The following is an 18,924-nucleotide window of genomic DNA, read 5'->3' as shown; positions in this document are numbered from 1 at the left end:
GTTGGTTCCTCATAACCCTGCTTTCAAACTTGCTTCGATAAATTGGTCCAGGCTGCCATCGAGCACCGCCTGAGTGTTGCGGGTTTCCACCCCGGTGCGCAGATCTTTAATACGCGAGTCGTCCAGCACGTAAGAGCGGATCTGGCTGCCCCAGCCGATGTCGGATTTGTTATCTTCCATCACCTGCTTCTCGGCATTTTTCTTCTGCATTTCCAGCTCATAAAGCTTCGCTTTCATCTGCTTCATGGCCTGGTCTTTGTTCTTGTGCTGCGAACGGTCGTTCTGACACTGCGTCACCAACCCGGTCGGAATGTGGGTAATACGCACCGCGGATTCCGTACGGTTAACGTGCTGACCACCGGCGCCGGAGGCGCGGTATACGTCGATACGCAGGTCGGCTGGGTTAATTTCGATATCGATATCGTCATCAACTTCCGGGTAAACGAACGCCGAGCTAAAGGAGGTATGACGGCGGCCACCGGAGTCGAACGGGCTCTTACGTACCAGACGGTGAACGCCGGTTTCAGTACGCAGCCAGCCGTAGGCGTAATCGCCCATGATTTTGATGGTCACGGATTTAATGCCCGCGACTTCACCTTCGGATTCTTCGATGATTTCGGTCTTAAAGCCGCGCGCTTCCGCCCAACGCAGGTACATGCGCATCAGCATGCTGGCCCAGTCCTGGGCTTCGGTGCCGCCGGAACCGGCCTGAATATCAAGATAGCAATCGGCGCTGTCATATTCGCCGGAGAACATGCGGCGGAACTCAAGCTGCGCCAGCTTCTCTTCCAGCCCGTCCAGCTCGGCAACCGCTTCGTTGAAGGTCTCTTCGTCTTCGGCTTCTACCGCCAGCTCCAGCAGTCCGGCGACATCTTCCAGACCCTGGGTCATCTGATCCAGCGTTTCGACGATAGCTTCCAAAGAAGAACGTTCTTTACCCAGCGCCTGTGCGCGCTCAGGTTCGTTCCAGACGTCCGGCTGTTCCAGCTCGGCGTTTACTTCTTCGAGACGCTCTTTCTTCGCATCGTAGTCAAAGATACCCCCTAAGAACGTCGGAGCGCTCCGTGAGGTCCTGAATGCGGTTTTTTACCGGATTTATTTCAAACATGGTCGGTTTCTTTTAATGGATTTGTCAAAATGCGGTGATAAGAGCGGAATTCTACCGGATTCGCGCCCTTATTAATACACTGTTGTCAATTTGGCCAGAGGTGATCGATGATCAGCTGCAGGCTACGGTTGCCGCGGAACTCGTTGATGTCGAGCTTGTAGGCTAACTGTACTTCACGCACGCCGTTATCCGGCCAAATGGAAGTATCGATGTTGAAGGCAATACCGTCCAGCAGCGGCCCGCCGTCAACCGGTTCGACCATCACCTTCAGGTGACGCTCGCCCACCAGCCGCTGCTGCAGCAGGCGGAAACGGCCATCAAACAGCGGTTCCGGGAACATCTGCCCCCATGGCCCGGCATCGCGCAGCATCTGCGCCACTTCCATGCTCATCTCCGCCGCCGCCAGCGGGCCGTCGGAAACCACCTCGCCCTGCAATAATGCGGGATCCAGCCACTCGGTCACCAGCTCGCCGAAGCGCTGTTGAAACTCCTCAAAACGCGCCTCTTCCAGCGATAAGCCCGCCGCCATCGCGTGGCCGCCGAACTTCAGGATTAGCCCAGGATAAAGCGTATCAAGGCGCTCCAGCGCATCGCGCATATGCAGCCCCTGAATAGAGCGGCCAGAACCTTTGAGCGTGCCGTCGCCGGTAGGCGCAAAAGCGATAACCGGGCGATGGAAGCGCTCTTTAATCCGGGATGCCAGAATGCCGACCACCCCCTGATGCCATTGCGGATGGTACATCGCCAGCCCGCCGGGCAGGGTTTCGCTACTGCGTTCCAGTTGCTGACACAGGGTCAGCGCTTCGGCCTGCATCCCCTGTTCGATCTCTTTGCGCGTCTGGTTAAGCGCATCGAGCTCACTGGCCAGCACCCGCGCTTCGCCGATGTTATCGCACAGCAGCAGCGCGACGCCGACGGACATATCATCCAGCCGCCCCGCAGCGTTCAGGCGCGGCCCGAGGGCGAAACCGAGGTCGCTGGCGGCAAGCTTTTGCGGATCGCGGTTAGAAATTTCCAGCAGCGCTTTAATGCCTGGCCGACATTTTCCGGCGCGAATGCGGCTTAACCCCTGCCAGGTCAGGATGCGGTTGTTGGCATCCAGCGGCACGACGTCCGCAACGGTGCCCAGCGCCACTAAATCCAGCAGCTCGGCAAGGTTTGGCGCGGCGATACCGCGGGCCTCGAACCAGCCGTTATCGCGCAGGAAAGTGCGCAGCGCCAGCATCAGATAAAACGCCACCCCAACCCCGGCCAGCGATTTTGACGGGAAGTCGCAATCGCGCAGGTTAGGGTTAACGATGGCCTCCGCCGCTGGCAACGTCTCGCCCGGAAGGTGGTGATCGGTCACCAGCACCGGGATACCCAGCGCATGGGCATGATCGACGCCGCTATGCGATGAAATACCGTTATCGACGGTCATGATCATCTGCGCGCCGCGCGCGTGCGCCTGCTCGACCACTTCCGGGCTTAAACCATAGCCGTCTTCAAAACGGTTCGGCACCAGATAAGAGACGTTGCCGTAGCCCAGCGCGCGCAGCGCCAGCACGCTAAGGGCGGTACTGGTGGCGCCATCGGCGTCAAAATCGCCGACCACCACAATATGTAACCCTTTCTGGAAAGCGTCATGCAGCATTTCAACGGCTTTTTCAACGCCGGTGAGTTGCGTCCATGGCAACATACCTTTGACGCCGCGCTCCAGCTCCTGCGCGCTGCGCACGCCGCGGCTGGCATACAGCCGCTGCAGCAGCGGCGGCAGGTCGGCGGGAAGGTCGACGCCATCAACCGCCTCGCGGCGGCGTAGTTGTATCTGTTGTTTCACGCGAATCAGTTACCGCTTGTCTGTTTTTGATGCTCGTCGAGGAAAGCTTTAAGCTCTTTCGGCCCCTGATAGCCTGGCAGCACCATACCATTGCTAAGGACCATCGCCGGGGTACCGTTGACGCCCATCTGTACGCCAAGCGTGTAATGTTTAGCGATATCCACATTGCAGCTCGCCGGCTGTACGCCCTTACCGTTCATGGCGTCATCCAGCGCTTTGTTGCGATCTTTCGCACACCAGATAGCTTTCATGTCCTGCTCGGCCTGGCTTTGCAGCCCCTGACGCGGGAAGGCCAGATAGCGCACGGTGATCCCCAGCGCGTTATAGTCGCTCATCTGCTCGTGCAGCTTGTGGCAGTAGCCGCAGGTGATGTCGGTAAAGACGGTAATGACATGCTGCTCCTTCGGCGCTTTATAGACAATCATCTCTTTGGATAAGGCGTTCAGCTTGCCGACCAGCAACTGGTTGGTGACGTTAACCGGCTGCGCGCCGCTGACGTCGTACATCGGTCCCTGAATAATGTGTTTACCATCGTCAGTGACGTACAGCACGCCGCTGTCGGTAAGCACCGTGCTCATCCCGGAAACCGGCGACGGTTGGATATCGGTGCTCTGCACACCCAGTTTCGCCAGCGACTGTTTGATCGCCGCGCTATCGGCATGCGCCGCGCCGGAGAGCGAGGCCGCCAGCAGGGTGAACATCAATAAACCTTTTTTCATACTCAGTCCTTTTATTCAGCACTCACGCCCGCGGGTGATGCTGTTGATGAAGTTGTCGTAAACGTTCGGTCGCCACGTGGGTGTAGATCTGCGTGGTGGAAAGATCGCTGTGTCCTAACAGCATCTGTACCACGCGTAAATCGGCGCCGTGATTGAGCAAATGCGTGGCGAACGCATGACGCAACACGTGCGGGGAGAGCTTCGCGCTGTCGATCCCCGCCAGTACGGCATAGTGTTTAATGCGGTGCCAGAAGGTCTGTCGCGTCATCTGCTGCGCGCGCTGGCTGGGGAAAAGCACGTCCGAAGCCACGCCGTTCAGCAGCCACGGGCGGCCGTATTCAAGGTAATTTTCAACCCATGACACCGCCTCTTCGCCCAGCGGCACCAGCCGCTCTTTGTTGCCTTTACCAATAACCCGCAGTACGCCCTGTCGCAGGCTGATATCGCTCATCGTCAGGCCAACCAGTTCGGATACGCGTAGGCCGGTGGCATACAGCACTTCCAGCATCGCCTTATCGCGCAACTCCAGCGGCTGTTCCACCAGCGGCGCCTGCAGCAGACGCTCAACCTGCGCCTCGCTGAGATCTTTCGGCAGCCGCTGCGGCAGCTTCGGCGAAGCCAGCAGCGCGCTGGGATCGTCCGGGCGGACTTTCTCCCGGTACAAATGCTGGAAGAAGCGGCGCACGGCGCTAAGCAGCCGTGCGGTACTGGTCGCTTTGTAGCCGCCGGTTTGCCGCTCGGCCAGCAGCGCCTGTAAATCGTCGCTGCCGACGCTTGCCAGAGTCAGCCCGCGATGATGCAGCCACTCCACTAGCATCGTCAAATCGCGACGATAGGCGCTGAGCGTGTTCTCCGCCAGATTACGCTCCAGCCAAAGGGCATCGAGAAACTGTTCAATTTGTGCCAGATCCTGTTTCACATCGGCCTCTTTGTTCGTTATACGCCCTCATTATGCCTTAAGAGGCCGCCTTTCTGGTACACTGGGCGCAATTCACGGCAAGAATTGAGACGTTTACGCGATGAATATAGGTCTTTTTTACGGCTCCAGTACCTGCTACACCGAAATGGCCGCGGAAAAAATCCGCGATATCATCGGCCCCGAGCTGGTGACGCTGCATAATCTGAAAGATGACTCCCCCGCGCTGATGAGCCAGTACGACGTGCTGATCCTCGGCATCCCGACCTGGGATTTCGGCGAAATTCAGGAAGACTGGGAAGCGGTCTGGGAACAGCTCGACGCCTTAGATCTGAATGGCAAAATCGTCGCGCTGTACGGCATGGGCGATCAGCTTGGTTACGGCGAATGGTTCCTTGACGCGCTGGGGATGCTGCACGATAAGCTGGCGACCAAAGGCGTGAAGTTTGTCGGCTACTGGCCAACCGAGGGCTATGAGTTCACCAGCCCGAAACCGGTTATCGCCGATGGCCAATTGTTCGTCGGCCTGGCGCTGGATGAAACCAATCAATACGACCTGAGCGATGAGCGCATCCAGAACTGGTGCGAGCAGATCCTCGGCGAAATGGCGGAGCACTTCGCCTGATCCTGAGTTAGTCGTGCGCCGGCTTTTGCAGCACCAGCCGGCGCAAATCCCGCCATTCCCCCGCATCCATGCTATCCGCCGCCACCCATAAATGCTGGCTACGGCCGGTTTCCGCATGCTTCAGGCGCAGCAGCATCCCGCTGCTGATAACCCATGGCGTCCCGACGATATCCCATTCCGTTTTTTGCCACCGTAAACGGGAGTCGATTAACAGCTTAATTTCTCCCTGGCAGGCGTGGATCCGCCGCTGGCTGCGCACGCAGTCAAACACCACCAGCGATAGCAACAGGAGCCAAATCGGGGTGTAGCTTAACGGCCAGGGCATGAGCAGCACTATCGCCGCCACCACCCCGTGCAGCAGCAGCGAGAACCACTGCGAACGCCAGGAAATACGTAAATCAGATTGCCACAGGACCACGTTCCCGATTCCGAGTCTGGATTAAATTAATCATCCGTTGAAGTTGCGCATCTGCCGGCTTGCCGTGATTCATCAGCCAGTTAAACAGATCCGGATCATCGTTCTCCAGCAAACGGATGAACAGGCGCTTGTCGTCATCGCTGAGCGTGTCGTACTCATACTCGAAAAACGGCATGATGGAGATATCGAGTTCGCGCATACCGCGGCGGCATGCCCAGTGGATGCGAGCTTTGTTGTTAATGTCCATGTTGTCCTTCCAGCATCAAGATATAGCTTAGTTTAACCCTTTTTAGGCACTTACTTTACAGTAATATCGCCTTGTGCGAGCAGCATTCCATAAAAGCCCAAAATCCGGTTGGCTATTCACCGCATCCTGAGGGCACAAATGGCTTGCCGAAAGCGCTTGCATTGCACCATAGCTCTTTTACCATTAGTCATTCACTCTGCGTTAAGCTATTCAGGATATGACTATGGCTTTTACACCTTTTCCTCCGCGTCAGCCCTCTTCTTCCGCTCGTCTGCCGTTAACGCTGATGACGCTGGATGATTGGGCGCTGGCGACGATTACCGGTCCGGATGGCGAGAAGTATCTGCAGGGGCAGATCACCGCCGATGTCAGCCATTTAACCGCCGATCAGCATCTGCTTGCCGCGCACTGTGATGCCAAAGGCAAAATGTGGAGCAACCTGCGCGTCTTCCACCGCGACGGCGGTTTCGCGTGGATTGAGCGCCGCAGCCTGCGCGAAGCGCAGCTGACCGAACTGAAAAAATATGCCGTCTTCTCCAAAGTCACCATCGCCGCAAATGACGATCTGGTCCTGCTGGGCGTGGCCGGTTTCCAGGCGCGCGCTGCGCTGGCGCGGCTATTCGCCGCGCTACCGGACGCCGGTAAACCGGTGGTCACCGAAGGCGTGACCAGCCTGCTGTGGTTTGAACACCCTGCCGAGCGCTTCCTGCTGGTGACCGATGCCGATACCGCCAACCGGGTGACGGAAGCGCTGCGCGGCGAAGCGCAGCTTAACAACAGCCAGCAGTGGCTGGCGCTGAACATCGAGGCCGGTCTGCCGGTTATCGACAGCGTAAACAGCGCGCAGTTCATTCCGCAGGCGACCAACCTGCAGGCGCTGGGCGGAATCAGCTTTAAGAAAGGCTGCTACACCGGCCAGGAAATGGTCGCCCGGGCGAAATTCCGCGGCGCCAATAAACGCGCGCTGTGGACGCTGGCGGGTACCGCCAGCAGGGTGCCGGAAGCCGGGGAAGATCTGGAGCTGAAAATGGGCGACAACTGGCGCCGCACCGGTACGGTGCTGGCAGCCGTACAGTTGGATGACGGAAGCCTGATGGTCCAGGCGGTGATGAATAACGATATGGAACCGGACAGCGTGTTCCGCGTACGTGACGATGCCGGCAGCCTGAGCATCAAACCATTGCCGTATTCGCTGGAAGAAGATTAAGAACAGTTCCCGGCTTGCGGCGCTTGCGCCTTAGCCGGGCTACCAGCCTGCAGAATATCGTAGCCACGGTAAGCGCAGCGCCACCGTGGAATTTCCAGGCCGTAGAATATCGTGACCGCGGCAAGCGCAGCGCCACCGTGGAATTTCCAGGCCGCAGAATACCGTAGCCACGGTAAGCGCAGCGCCACCGTGGAATTTCCAGACCGCAGAATATCGTAGCCACGGTAAGCGCAGCGCCACCGTGGAATTTCCAGACCGTAGAGTATCGTAGCCACGGCAAGCGCAGCGCCACCGTGGAAGTTAAATCAGGACTGGCCGACGTAAAGATAAATCGCCAGGAAGTGACACACGCTGCCGCCGAGCACGAAGCCGTGCCAGATAGCATGGTTATAAGGAATACGTTTGCAGACGTAGAAGATGACCCCCAGCGAGTACACCACCCCGCCAACCGCCAGCAGCGTTACCCCGCCCACCGCTAGCTTCACCGCCAGTTGATAGACCACGATAAGCGACAGCCAGCCCATCGTCAGATAGGTCACCAGCGACAAAATTTTAAAACGGTGCGCGATTGTCAGTTTAAACAGGATCCCCAGTAACGCCAGGCTCCAGATGACAATCATCAGCCCCTTTGCCAGCGGCGAATTCAATCCCACCAGCAAAAATGGCGTGTAGGTTCCGGCAATCAGCAAGTAGATGGCGCAGTGGTCGAATTTCTTCAGCCACTGTTTCGCCCGCTGATGCGGGATAGCGTGATAGAGCGTGGAAGCGAGGAACAGCATAATCATGCTGCCGCCGTACAGGCTGTAGCTGGTGATCGCCGTCGCGCTGGCGTTCGTGTCTACCGCCTGCACCAGCAGCAACACGAGGCCGACAATACCGAACACCAGCCCGATCCCGTGACTGATGCTGTTGGCAACTTCCTCTGCCAGAGAATATCCCTGAGTGATTAATGGTTTGCGAACCATATTTTGACTCCGTGAAAACAAGAACGCTTTCATTGCCCACTTAGGTTAACTGAGAATGATTCCAGTGAACACCTGTTAGCTAAAATAAAACGATGTATATTTGTAAACACATTAAAATCATAATGTTACAAGAATATTTCAACTAACAGCTGTGCTGGTTTTATTTAAAGGCGTTTGAATTCAATAACATAAAACCGATCTTCCGCAGGATAGATTTCCCTGATGACCTGCCGCAGCTGTTCGAGGGTCATATTCTCTTGTTGAGCATGCTGTTCAGTTAGCGTGTCGAGCGTCACCGTCGAGGTCGCGGTAACGGCGATAGTGCAAAAGTAGCCGTCATCTTCATAACGTCCGACGCGCAGCACATCACCGGGCTTAAAGTGCGACTCCGCCACATCGCGAATGGTGATCGTTTTGCGCCCGGCGAGGATGTCGTCCTGAAAACGCTGAAAAAAGGTAATGTCATTAGCCTGCATGGTATAATTCCGTCCTGGTCTTTATGAATTGTGAGTTCGCCACTGTGAGTATGTTCTCCCACGCCGCTGTCGCCAGTCTCAATAATCTTGAGATGATGGTCTACCACTACGTCATTAAGAATCGTGACAAAGTGATGTACATGACTATTCGCGAACTGGCCGAGGCCGCCGGGGTCTCCACCACTACCGTGTTGCGCTTCTGCCGCAAACTGCAGTGCGAGGGCTACTCTGAATTTCGCGTACGCTTTAAATTATATCTTGAGCAGAATGAGCCTCAACAGGCAAATATCGGCGCCAGCGAAATAATGAGCTTTTTTAAAAGCGTCAATAATGACGAATTTGATGAATTGCTCGAACAGGCCGTCGATATTATTCTCTCCTCCGAACGTATTATTTTCGTCGGCGCCGGTACTTCCGGCGCGCTAGCGAAATATGGCGCACGTTTCTTTTCCAACGTCGGCAAATTCAGCAACCATATTGACGATCCTTATTTCCCGGTCACCAATGATATGGCCCGCAACGCGCTGGCGATTGTGCTTTCCGTCTCCGGCGAAACCGAAGAAATTCTTCGCTTTGCCAGCCAGTTCAGCCTGCATCACTGCAAGGTGATGTCGATTACCAGCCATGAGCATTCGCGGCTGGCGAAACTGGCTGATTTCAATCTCTCCTGGCACGTGCCGCAAACGCGCATCGGCGGCGTTTACGATATTACAACGCAGATACCGGTGATATATATACTCGAATCACTGGGGCGTAAATTAGCGCGCAAAATCGGCTAAAAGTAACAGCCTGTTTTTTTGATGTAACATATTACCTTTAGCGGGATTTGTTATATCGTGACATTCAATTTCGCTTTGCTAGACTCAATCGCAATAGTGATTCATAGAGATTAGCAAAGATGAAAAAATTGACTCTTCCCAAAGACTTTTTGTGGGGCGGCGCGGTCGCCGCGCATCAGGTTGAAGGCGGCTGGAATAAAGGCGGCAAAGGCCCCAGCATCTGCGATGTGTTGACCGGCGGGGCGCACGGCGTGCCGCGCGAAATCACCCAACAGGTCGAGGCGGGTAAATATTACCCTAACCATGAAGCGGTTGATTTTTACGGCCACTACAAAGAAGACATCAAGCTGTTCGCCGAGATGGGTTTCAAATGCTTCCGCACCTCTATTGCCTGGACCCGCATCTTCCCGCAGGGCGACGAAACTCAGCCAAATGAAGAAGGGCTGAAATTCTACGATGACATGTTTGATGAACTGCTGAAGTACAACATCGAGCCGGTAATCACCCTTTCCCACTTTGAAATGCCGCTGCATCTGGTCCAGCAGTACGGCGGTTGGACCAACCGCAAAGTGGTCGATTTCTTTGTGCGCTTCGCCGAAGTGGTCTTTGAGCGCTATAAGCACAAAGTGAAATACTGGATGACCTTTAACGAGATCAATAACCAGCGTAACTGGCGCGCGCCGCTGTTCGGCTACTGTTGCTCCGGCGTGGTCTATACCGAGCATGAAAACCCGGAAGAGACCATGTACCAGGTGCTGCATCACCAGTTCGTCGCCAGCGCGCTGGCGGTGAAAGCGGCGCGTCGTATCAACCCGGAAATGCAGGTCGGCTGCATGCTGGCGATGGTCGCCCTCTACCCTTACTCCTGCAAACCGGAAGATGTCATGTTCGCCCAGGAATCGATGCGCGAACGCTATGTTTTTACCGATGTCCAGCTACGCGGTTACTACCCGAGCTATGTGTTGAATGAATGGGAGCGCCGCGGCTTCAACATCAAGATGGAAGACGGCGACGCGCAGATCCTGCGTGAAGGCACCTGCGCCTATCTCGGCTTCAGCTACTACATGACCAACGCGGTGAAAGCCGAAGGCGGCACCGGCGATGCCATTTCCGGCTTCGAAGGCAGCGTGCCGAACCCGCACGTGAAAGCCTCCGACTGGGGCTGGCAGATTGACCCGGTTGGCCTGCGTTACGCCCTGTGCGAACTGTATGAGCGCTACCAGAAGCCGCTGTTTATCGTGGAAAACGGCTTTGGCGCCTACGATAAAGTAGAAGCCGACGGCAGCATCAACGATGACTACCGCATCGATTATCTCCGCGCCCACGTCGAAGAGATGATTAAAGCGGTGACTTATGACGGCGTCGATCTGATGGGCTATACCCCCTGGGGCTGCATCGACTGCGTCTCCTTCACTACCGGCCAGTACAGCAAACGCTACGGCTTCATCTACGTCAATAAACACGATGACGGCACCGGCGATATGTCCCGCTCGCGCAAGAAAAGCTTTAACTGGTACAAAGAAGTCATCGCCAGCAACGGCGAGAATCTGTAATTGACCGCCCTCTCCCGGCCGGGAGGGGGCAAATCACTTATCCGCCAGACACTTCTTTACAGCTTTACCATTGCTAAAACGCGTTCGCCCGATAAGATAGGCCTCGTGAATATTTGAGGCGACCATGATTAAGCGACAACGCAAAGCCATTCTTCTTGTACTCCTTGCCTGCCTGGTGGTGCTGATCTGCACCGCCCAGAGAATGGCGGGGATGCATGCGTTGGTGATGAACGTCACGGCCGCCAGCCAATCCGCCCAACCTGGCCCGGATAATGCCGAGGCGCCGGTCTCCCCCTGCGAACTCAGCGCCAAGTCGCTGATGGCCGTTCCGCCGATGCTGTTTGAAGGGGCGCTACTCGCTATCGCCCTGCTGCTGGCGGTGCTGGCGGCCATCCCGCCGCGTATCGAGCGTATCTGGCCTCCCCGCGTCATTTCTCCCCCCCGATTGCGGGTGCATCTACGATTATGCGTCTTCCGTGAGTGATTAATTCTCCTGACAGCTCAGGTTAATTTATTACTTACGGAGAAAATTTATGTTTATGGTATTCAGGCGACTGCTGGTCTGCCTGCTTTGGCTATGGCTGCCCGTCAGCCAGGCCGCCGATAGCGGCTGGCTCCGCGTCGCCGACAATCAACACGCCAGCGTGCGCCTGCGGGCGCAAAGCGAAAGCAATGGCGACACCCGCCTGCTTTTAGACGTAGCGCTGGAAAAGGGCTGGAAAACCTACTGGCGTTCGCCGGGCGAAGGCGGCATCGCGCCGGCTATCGCCTGGCACACGCCGCTGGAGGTTAACTGGCGTTGGCCGACGCCACAACGCTTCGACGTCGCGGGTATTTCCACTCAGGGGTATCACGGCGACGTAAGCTTCCCGATGACCCTGCGCGGCAAAATACCGCCGACGCTTAGCGGCGTACTGACGCTCTCTACCTGCAGCAATGTCTGCATTCTCACTGACTACCCCTTTTCGCTGGATATGACGGCTCCGGCGGGGGAGCGTTTTAATTACGATTTCACCCGCGCGATGGGCACGCTACCCCTGCGCGACGGTCTCACCTCGGCGCTTAGCGCCAGCTACGTCAGCGGTAAGCTGACGGTAACCGCCCGACGCGATGCCGGCTGGCAGCAGCCAGCGCTGTTTATCGACAGCATGGAGGATGTCGATTTCGGTAAGCCGAGTTTTACCAGCCGCGGCGATACGTTGACCGCCACCGTACCGGTCACCGATAGCTGGGGCGAAACGGCGCCGGACCTGAGCGGCAAAACGCTGTCGCTGGTGCTGGCCGATAGCGGCCAGGCGCAGGAAAGCCATATCGCCATCGCCGCCGGCAGCGCCGCGCCGGGGCTGGCGTTAGGCTGGGTGCTGCTGATGGCGCTGGCCGGCGGGCTAATCCTCAACGTCATGCCGTGCGTGCTGCCGGTGCTGGCCATGAAACTCGGCTCGCTGGTGCAAACCGAACGTCGTGAACGCGGCGCGGTGCGGCGGCAGTTCCTCGCCTCGGTATGCGGGATCGTCGTCTCCTTCCTGGCGCTGGCGCTGATGATGACCGCGCTACGCTTAGGTAATCAGGCGCTCGGCTGGGGGATCCAGTTCCAGAACCCGTGGTTTATCGGCGCGATGGCGCTGGTGATGCTGCTGTTCAGCGCCAGTTTATTAGGGCTGTTCGAAATCCGTCTCTCCTCCAGCGCCAGTACCTTCCTCGCCACCCGGGGCGGCAACGGCTTAATGGGCCATTTCTGGCAGGGCGCCTTCGCCACTCTGCTGGCGACGCCCTGTACCGCGCCGTTCCTCGGTACCGCCGTTTCAGTGGCGCTGGTGGCGCCGCTGCCGCTGCTGTGGGGTATTTTCTTCGCCATGGGGATCGGCATGAGCCTGCCGTGGCTGCTTATCGTCGCCTGGCCGGGTCTGGCGCAACGTCTACCGCGCCCGGGCCGCTGGATGAATCATCTGCGGGTGGTGCTGGGGTTGATGATGCTTGGCTCAGCGCTATGGCTGGTCAGCCTGTTGACGATCCACATCGGCCGTACGCCGGTGCTTACCCTGCTGGTGATTCTGGCCATCGTCCTGCTCCTGGCCACCGCCTGGCGCTACCGCTGGCGTACGGCGCTGCGCGCGGGCGCCCTGGCCATCGTAGCGGCGGGCGCCGTCGTCTTTGTCGCCCAACAGGACGGCCAGGGCCCGCGCCGCGACCGGGTTAACTGGCAGCCGCTCAGCGAGCAGGCTATCGCCAGCGCCCTTGCAAAGCATAAGCGGGTGTTTATTGATGTCACCGCCGACTGGTGCGTGACCTGTAAAGCCAATAAATACAACGTGCTGCTGCGCGATGACGTCCAGCAGGCGCTATCAGCGCCAGATGTGGTCGCCTTACGCGGCGACTGGAGCCGCCCCTCCGCCGACATTAGTCAGTTTTTAACCGCTCGCGGCAGCGCCGCGGTGCCGTTTAACCAGATTTACGGACCGGGATTGCCGCAGGGACAAATTCTGCCTGCGCTGTTAGACCGCGAACAACTTCTCGCTACCCTGTCCGCCGCTAAAGGAAAATAACATGAGAGCTATCACCGCCTTATTGCTGCTGTGCGTATCGGCCTTCAGCTTCGCCGCCCCGGAGCAAGAACCGCAATCGAACGGTAATGACCAGTTAGCCCAACTGCTGTTTAACGATCCGAACAGCCCGCGCACCGGCGCGAAAGCGCCGAAGCTCACGATCGTCTCGTTTACCGATTACAACTGCCCTTACTGCAAACAGTTTGATCCGATGCTGGAAAAAATCGTCCACGATAATCCGGACATCCAGCTCATCGTTAAGCTGCTGCCGTTTAAAGGGCAGAGTTCGGTGAATGCCGCTAAAGCCGCGCTCTCCACCTGGCGTCAACAGCCCGATAAGTTCTGGGCGCTGCATCAGCGGCTGATGGCGAAAAAAGGCTATCACGATGACGCCAGCATCGCCGCCGCGCAGAAGAAAACCGCCACCGATAGCGTGAATATTGATGACAAGACCATGGATTCGCTGAAAATGAACCTGATTTTGTCGCAGGTGCTGAATATTCAGGGCACCCCGGCGACCATCATCGGCGATCAGATGGTGGCCGGCGCAATCCCTGCTGATGAGCTGGAGGGGCTGGTGAAAGAACAGCTGGCGAAAGCCCGTGGCCAGTAAAATCAGGCGCTGGCTGCGCGAGCTGGCGGTGTGGCTGCTGATTGGCGCGGCGGTGAGCCTGGCGGTGGATTATTTTCGCCAGCCCGCGCTACCGCAAAACTTCAGCGCCACATCGCTGCAGACACTCGACGGCAGGACGCTGGATCTGAACGCTATGAGCCAGCAAAAGCCGCTGCTGCTGTACGTCTGGGCGACCTGGTGCGGAGTTTGTCGCTATACCACGCCGTCGGTGGCCTCGCTTGCCGCCGACGGCGGCAATGTGCTGACGGTAGCCCTGCGTTCCGGCGATAACGCCACGCTGGAGAAGTGGCTGACCAGGAAGAAAATGGCGCTGCCGACGGTGAATGATCCGAGCGGCCAGCTGGCGCGGCAGTGGGACGTGCAGGTGACGCCAACGCTGGTGTTCATTTCTCAAGGCGAGGTGAAGTCGGTCACCACCGGCTGGACCAGCAGTTGGGGAATGCGCCTGCGGCTGTGGCTGGCCTCCTGGTAGACCGTCGGGTTCCCGGCTCGCGCTGCGCTCAATCGGGCTACGGGTACGCATCGTTGGGTAGCCCGGATAAGGCGTAGCCGCCATCCGGGAAAGTTTCCCAGGCAAGCGCAGCGCTCAGCCGGGCTACGGGTACGCATCGTTGGGTAGCCCGGATAAGGCGTAGCCGCCATCCGGGAAGGTTTCCCCGGCTCGCGCTGCGCTCAGCCGGGCTACGGGTACGCATCGTTGGGTAGCCCGGATAAGGCGTAGCCGCCATCCGGGAAGGTTTCCCAGGCAAGCGCAGCGCTCAGCCGGGCTACGGATGCGCATCGTTGGGTAACCCGGATAAGGCGTAGCCGCCATCCGGGAAGGTTTCCCCGGCTCGCGCTGCGCTCAGCCGGGCTACGGGTACGCATCGTTGGGTAGCCCGGATAAGGCGTAGCCGCCATCCGGGAAGGTTTCCCAGGCAAGCGCAGCGCTCAGCCGGGCTACAGGTACGCATCGTTGGGTAACCCGGATAAGGCGTAGCCGCCATCCGGGAAGGTTTCCCCGGCAAGCGCTGCGCTCAGCCGGGCTACGGGTACGCATCGTTGGGTAGCCCGGATAAGGCGTAGCCGCCATCCGGGAAGGTTTCCCCAGCTCGCGCTGCGCCGCCGGGCTACGGGTACGCATCGTTGGGTAACCCGGATAAGGCGTAGCCGCCATCCGGGAAGGTTTCCCCGACAAGCGAAGCGCCGCCGGGCAATAGACATCTACGGGTTATTTACCGCCCGCCAGTTCGAGGAAACTGCCCGTCACATACGACGCTTTGTCGCTCAGCAGCCAGGCAATGGCCTGAGCGACCTCTTCCGGCTGGCCGCCGCGCTGCATCGGTAGCGAACTTTTCACCCGGTCCACGCGTCCCGGTTCGCCGCCGGAGGCGTGCATCTCGGTATAAATCAGCCCCGGACGCACGCCGTTTACCCGAATCCCCTGCGCCGCCACCTCCAGCGCCAGCCCGGTGGTCAGGGTATCTACCGCCCCTTTCGACGCGGCATAGTCAACGTACTCGCCCGGCGCGCCAAGGCGCGACGCCGCCGACGAAACGTTAACTATCGCCCCGCCCTTGCCGCCATGCCGATGCGACATGCGCTTTACCGCCTCGCGACAGCAAAGAAAGTATCCGGTGACGTTGGTGGCCAGCACGCGGTTAATACGCTCGGCGCTCAGGCTCTCTACCGTACATTGGGTAAACAGGATCCCGGCATTGTTGACCAACGCCGCCAGCGGTTCGCCCATGCGGTCAACCGCCTCAAACATCGCCATCACCTGCGCTTCATCGCTGATATCGGCCCGCAGCGCCGTGGCTTTGCCGCCAGATTCAACAATGGTATTGACCACTTCGGTGGCGGCTTTAATGTTGTGATGATAATTAACCGCGACGGTATACCCTTCCTGCGCCAGCAGCAGCGCCGTCGCCCGGCCTATGCCGCGGCTCGCGCCGCTAATCAGAGCTATCGCCATACCTTCCCTCCAAAAAATAAAGGCGCCGCAGCGCCTTTAAAAGTTTAGCTAATTCACCACTTACTGGTATTCGCTCATCGGCACGCAGGAGCAGAACAGGTTACGGTCGCCGTACACGTCATCCAGGCGTTTCACCGTTGGCCAGTACTTGTTGTGCAACCCAGCCGGGAATACCGCCAGCTCGCGGCTGTACGGATGGTTCCACTCGCTTACCAGCTCGCCCTGGGTGTGCGGCGCGTTCACCAGCGGGTTATCTTCCAGCGGCCATTCACCGGCTTTAACGCGATCGATTTCCCCGCGAATCGCCAGCATTGCGTCAATAAAGCGGTCCAGCTCTACCTTGCTTTCCGATTCCGTCGGCTCAACCATCAGCGTCCCGGCGACCGGGAAGGACATGGTCGGCGCATGGAAACCAAAGTCGATCAGACGCTTAGCAATATCCAGCTCGCTAATGCCGGTCTCTTCTTTCAGCGGACGAATATCGAGAATACATTCGTGCGCCACGCGACCGTCGCGGCCGGTATACAGCACCGGATAAGCATCTTTCAGACGAGTAGCGATATAGTTGGCGTTGAGAATCGCGTTCTGGCTCGCCTGCTTCAGCCCTTCCGCGCCCATCATGCGGATATACATCCAGCTGATCGGTAGGATAGAGGCGCTGCCGAACGGCGCGGCGGAAACCGCGCCCTGACGGGTCAGCATGCCTTCAATCTGTACCACGCTGTGGCCCGGTACAAACGGCGCCAGGTGCGCTTTCACGCCGATAGGGCCCATACCCGGACCGCCGCCGCCGTGCGGAATGCAGAAGGTTTTATGCAGGTTGAGGTGCGAAACGTCAGCGCCGATAAAGCCCGGAGAAGTGATCCCGACCTGGGCGTTCATGTTGGCGCCGTCGAGGTAAACCTGGCCGCCGAACTGATGCACTATCTCGCACACTTCACGGATGGTCTCTTCATACACGCCGTGGGTCGACGGATAGGTGACCATGATGCAGGAGAGATTCGCCCCTGCCTGCTCTGCTTTTTCACGCAGATCGGCAAGATCGATGTTGCCGTTTTTATCGCAGGCAACCACCACTACCTGCATACCCGCCATCTGCGCGGAAGCCGGGTTGGTGCCGTGCGCGGAGCTTGGGATCAGGCAGATATCGCGATGGCCTTCGTTGCGGCTCTCGTGATAGTGGCGAATCGCCAGCAGGCCAGCATACTCGCCCTGCGCGCCGGAATTCGGCTGCATACAGACGGCGTCATAGCCGGTCAGTTTAACCAGCCAGTCAGAAAGCTGGGCGATCATCTGATGATAACCTTCCGCCTGCTCGACCGGGCAGAACGGGTGCAGCTCGGCAAATTCCGGCCAGGTGATCGGGATCATTTCCGCCGCGGCGTTCAGTTTCATGGTGCAGGATCCCAGAGGGATCATTGCCTGGTTCAGCGCCAGATCTTTACGCTCCAGCGCGTGCATGTAGCGCATCATCTCGGTTTCGCTATGGTAGCGGTTAAACACCGGATGGGTGAGGATCGCATCATCGCGTAGCATCGCCGCCGGGATCGAACGACTATCCAGCGCCACGTCTTTATCCAGGGTATCGATATCCAGACCGTGATCGTCGCCAACGATGGCGCGGAACAGATTCAGCACATCTTCGCGGGTGGTCGCTTCATCGAGCGTAATGCCAACCGCGCCGTGAATATCGCTACGCAGGTTAATCTGCAGCGCTTCGGCACGCGCCAGCACCGCGGCTTTATCCGCCACTTCGACGCAAAGGGTGTCGAAGTAGTGCGCATGGAGCAGCTTCAGCCCTTTCTTCTGCAGGCCGTCGGCCAGAATGTCGGTCAGGCGATGAATGCGGCCAGCGATACGTTTCAGGCCCGCCGGGCCGTGGAAAACCGCGTACAGGCTGGCGATGTTGGCCAGCAGGACCTGCGAGGTACAAATGTTGGAGTTCGCTTTCTCGCGGCGGATGTGCTGCTCGCGAGTCTGCATCGCCATGCGCAGCGCGGTATTACCCGCCGCATCTTTCGATACGCCGATAATACGGCCCGGCATGGAGCGTTTGAATTCATCTTTCGCCGCGAAGAAGGCCGCGTGCGGGCCGCCATAGCCCATCGGCACGCCGAAACGTTGGGCGGAACCGAAGACAATATCGGCGCCCTGCTTGCCCGGCGCCGTCAGCAGCACCAGCGCCATAAAGTCAGCGGCGACGCTGACAATCACTTTGCGCGCTTTCAGCTCGGCGATAAGTTTACTGTAATCGTGGATTTCACCGGTGGTGCCGACCTGCTGCAGCAGCACGCCAAAGACATCCTGGTGATCGAGCACTTTGTCGGCGTCATCGACAATCACGTCGAAGCCGAAAGTTTCCGCGCGGGTGCGAACCACGTCCAGGGTTTGCGGATGGACGTCGGCGGCAACGAAGAAGCGGTTGGCGTTCTTCAGTTTGCTCACGCGTTTGGCCATCGCCATTGCTTCGGCGGCGGCGGTGGCTTCATCAAGCAGCGAAGCGGAAGCGATATCCAACCCGGTCAGATCCAGAGTGACCTGCTGGAAGTTGAGCAGCGATTCCAGACGGCCCTGGGATACTTCCGGCTGGTAAGGGGTGTAGGCGGTATACCAACCCGGGTTTTCCAGCATGTTGCGCTGAATGACCGGCGGCAGCTGCACGGCGGTGTAGCCCATGCCGATGTAAGACTTAAAGCGCTTGTTGCGACCGGCGATCGCCTTCAGCTCCGCCAGCGCGGCGAATTCGGTAGTCGCGTCGCCCACCTGCGGTGGGGTCGCCAGCTGGATATCCTGCGGCACAATCTGGCCAATCAGGGCGTTAAGCGAATCCGCGCCGACGGTCTTCAGCATCTCTTGCTGCTGCTGAGCGTCCGAGCCAATGTGACGTTCAATAAAGGCGTCGCGGTTTTCAAGCTGACTTAAAGTCTGAGTCATGAGCGATGGTTCCTGAAACGTGCGGTG

The 18,924-nt window shown here is 58.4% G+C and carries 20 protein-coding genes; 8 read left to right on the top strand and 12 right to left on the bottom strand.

Going from position 1 to position 18,924, the window contains the following annotated elements:
• Window positions 1-9: 9 nt before the first annotated feature.
• The 4 genes from prfB to xerD all read right to left on the bottom strand — a co-directional run bounded on the left by prfB (window position 10) and on the right by xerD (window position 4,565).
• Window positions 10-1,108, bottom strand: a protein-coding gene (gene prfB / locus ABLV78_RS04285) for a peptide chain release factor 2 (protein ID WP_108418699.1) whose coding sequence is annotated in 2 segments (ribosomal slippage) — window positions 10-1,032 and window positions 1,034-1,108 — 1,098 coding nt in all. Because the reading frame shifts where the segments join, the coding sequence is not laid out codon by codon here.
• Window positions 1,109-1,193: 85 nt separating this feature from the next.
• Window positions 1,194-2,927 carry a single-stranded-DNA-specific exonuclease RecJ gene (gene recJ / locus ABLV78_RS04280; protein ID WP_047044021.1) on the bottom strand — a complete coding sequence of 578 codons (1,734 nt, stop codon included), beginning with the start codon at window positions 2,925-2,927 and terminating at the stop codon, window positions 1,194-1,196.
• Window positions 2,928-2,932: 5 nt separating this feature from the next.
• The gene (gene dsbC, locus ABLV78_RS04275; RefSeq protein ID WP_045374003.1) at window positions 2,933-3,646 is read right to left on the bottom strand and encodes a bifunctional protein-disulfide isomerase/oxidoreductase DsbC; all 714 of its coding nucleotides are present in this window, start codon (window positions 3,644-3,646) and stop codon (window positions 2,933-2,935) included.
• 22 nt (window positions 3,647-3,668) lie between these two features.
• Window positions 3,669-4,565, bottom strand: coding sequence for a site-specific tyrosine recombinase XerD (gene xerD, locus ABLV78_RS04270; protein ID WP_032715787.1), 897 nt, complete (start codon window positions 4,563-4,565; stop codon window positions 3,669-3,671).
• A 100-nt stretch (window positions 4,566-4,665) separates the two neighbouring features.
• Between xerD and fldB the strand changes: the two genes are divergently transcribed.
• On the top strand, window positions 4,666-5,187 hold the full coding sequence (fldB, locus tag ABLV78_RS04265; RefSeq protein ID WP_015369793.1) for a flavodoxin FldB: 522 nt from the start codon (window positions 4,666-4,668) through the stop codon (window positions 5,185-5,187).
• A 7-nt stretch (window positions 5,188-5,194) separates the two neighbouring features.
• Here fldB and ABLV78_RS04260 read toward each other — a convergent pair whose 3' ends face one another.
• On the bottom strand, window positions 5,195-5,605 hold the full coding sequence (locus ABLV78_RS04260; protein ID WP_015369792.1) for a protein YgfX: 411 nt from the start codon (window positions 5,603-5,605) through the stop codon (window positions 5,195-5,197).
• The gene (gene sdhE / locus ABLV78_RS04255; RefSeq protein ID WP_015369791.1) at window positions 5,586-5,852 is read right to left on the bottom strand and encodes an FAD assembly factor SdhE; all 267 of its coding nucleotides are present in this window, start codon (window positions 5,850-5,852) and stop codon (window positions 5,586-5,588) included. The genes ABLV78_RS04260 and sdhE overlap by 20 nt, the downstream gene beginning before the upstream one ends.
• Before the next feature lie 223 nt (window positions 5,853-6,075).
• Between sdhE and ygfZ the strand changes: the two genes are divergently transcribed.
• Complete coding sequence (gene ygfZ / locus ABLV78_RS04250; RefSeq protein WP_047044023.1) at window positions 6,076-7,059, top strand: tRNA-modifying protein YgfZ; 984 nt, start codon at window positions 6,076-6,078, stop codon at window positions 7,057-7,059.
• Here ygfZ and ABLV78_RS04245 read toward each other — a convergent pair.
• From ABLV78_RS04245 to yqfB, 3 genes are all read right to left on the bottom strand, one after another.
• Entirely contained in the window at window positions 7,056-7,334 is a 279-nt protein-coding gene (locus ABLV78_RS04245) for a hypothetical protein (protein ID WP_141097046.1), read from the bottom strand. The two genes, ygfZ and ABLV78_RS04245, sit on opposite strands and share 4 nt — an antisense overlap.
• A 30-nt stretch (window positions 7,335-7,364) precedes the next feature.
• On the bottom strand, window positions 7,365-8,024 hold the full coding sequence (gene trhA / locus ABLV78_RS04240) for a PAQR family membrane homeostasis protein TrhA (RefSeq protein ID WP_008806429.1): 660 nt from the start codon (window positions 8,022-8,024) through the stop codon (window positions 7,365-7,367).
• A 164-nt stretch (window positions 8,025-8,188) separates the two neighbouring features.
• Window positions 8,189-8,500 (bottom strand): N(4)-acetylcytidine aminohydrolase, encoded by a 312-nt coding sequence (gene yqfB / locus ABLV78_RS04235; protein ID WP_047044027.1) that lies wholly within the window; start codon window positions 8,498-8,500, stop codon window positions 8,189-8,191.
• Window positions 8,501-8,550: 50 nt separating this feature from the next.
• Between yqfB and ABLV78_RS04230 the strand changes: the two genes are divergently transcribed.
• The 6 genes from ABLV78_RS04230 (at window position 8,551) to ABLV78_RS04205 (ending at window position 14,481) form a co-directional block, all read left to right on the top strand.
• Window positions 8,551-9,279 (top strand): MurR/RpiR family transcriptional regulator, encoded by a 729-nt coding sequence (locus tag ABLV78_RS04230; protein WP_045391997.1) that lies wholly within the window; start codon window positions 8,551-8,553, stop codon window positions 9,277-9,279.
• 119 nt (window positions 9,280-9,398) lie between these two features.
• Complete coding sequence (bglA, locus tag ABLV78_RS04225; RefSeq protein WP_032712496.1) at window positions 9,399-10,832, top strand: 6-phospho-beta-glucosidase BglA; 1,434 nt, start codon at window positions 9,399-9,401, stop codon at window positions 10,830-10,832.
• 124 nt (window positions 10,833-10,956) lie between these two features.
• Window positions 10,957-11,316: a copper resistance protein gene (locus tag ABLV78_RS04220; protein WP_015369786.1), complete on the top strand. Its 360-nt coding sequence runs from the start codon at window positions 10,957-10,959 to the stop codon at window positions 11,314-11,316.
• Window positions 11,317-11,365: 49 nt separating this feature from the next.
• Window positions 11,366-13,375 carry a protein-disulfide reductase DsbD family protein gene (locus ABLV78_RS04215; RefSeq protein ID WP_047044029.1) on the top strand — a complete coding sequence of 670 codons (2,010 nt, stop codon included), beginning with the start codon at window positions 11,366-11,368 and terminating at the stop codon, window positions 13,373-13,375.
• 1 nt (window position 13,376) lies between these two features.
• Window positions 13,377-13,988 (top strand): DsbA family protein, encoded by a 612-nt coding sequence (locus ABLV78_RS04210; RefSeq protein ID WP_045392001.1) that lies wholly within the window; start codon window positions 13,377-13,379, stop codon window positions 13,986-13,988.
• Complete coding sequence (locus ABLV78_RS04205) at window positions 13,978-14,481, top strand: protein disulfide oxidoreductase (protein WP_045392003.1); 504 nt, start codon at window positions 13,978-13,980, stop codon at window positions 14,479-14,481. Before ABLV78_RS04210 ends, ABLV78_RS04205 begins: the two co-directional genes overlap by 11 nt.
• Window positions 14,482-14,862: 381 nt before the next feature.
• Here the strand turns inward: ABLV78_RS04205 and ABLV78_RS04200 are convergent, their stop codons facing one another.
• From ABLV78_RS04200 to gcvP, 3 genes are read right to left on the bottom strand one after another with little or no spacing between them, the layout of a single operon-like run.
• Window positions 14,863-15,165, bottom strand: a complete 303-nt coding sequence (locus ABLV78_RS04200; RefSeq protein WP_141097047.1) for a hypothetical protein — start codon at window positions 15,163-15,165, stop codon at window positions 14,863-14,865.
• Window positions 15,166-15,219: 54 nt separating this feature from the next.
• Complete coding sequence (locus tag ABLV78_RS04195) at window positions 15,220-15,963, bottom strand: SDR family oxidoreductase (protein WP_045392005.1); 744 nt, start codon at window positions 15,961-15,963, stop codon at window positions 15,220-15,222.
• Between the two features lie 60 nt (window positions 15,964-16,023).
• Window positions 16,024-18,897: an aminomethyl-transferring glycine dehydrogenase gene (gene gcvP, locus ABLV78_RS04190; protein WP_047044031.1), complete on the bottom strand. Its 2,874-nt coding sequence runs from the start codon at window positions 18,895-18,897 to the stop codon at window positions 16,024-16,026.
• Window positions 18,898-18,924 lie beyond the last annotated feature (27 nt).

It is taken from the genome of Klebsiella sp. CN_Kp075, assembly GCF_040065055.2.
GTDB lineage: Bacteria > Pseudomonadota > Gammaproteobacteria > Enterobacterales > Enterobacteriaceae > Klebsiella > Klebsiella aerogenes.
This window is presented reverse-complemented; position numbering and strand designations above follow the sequence as displayed.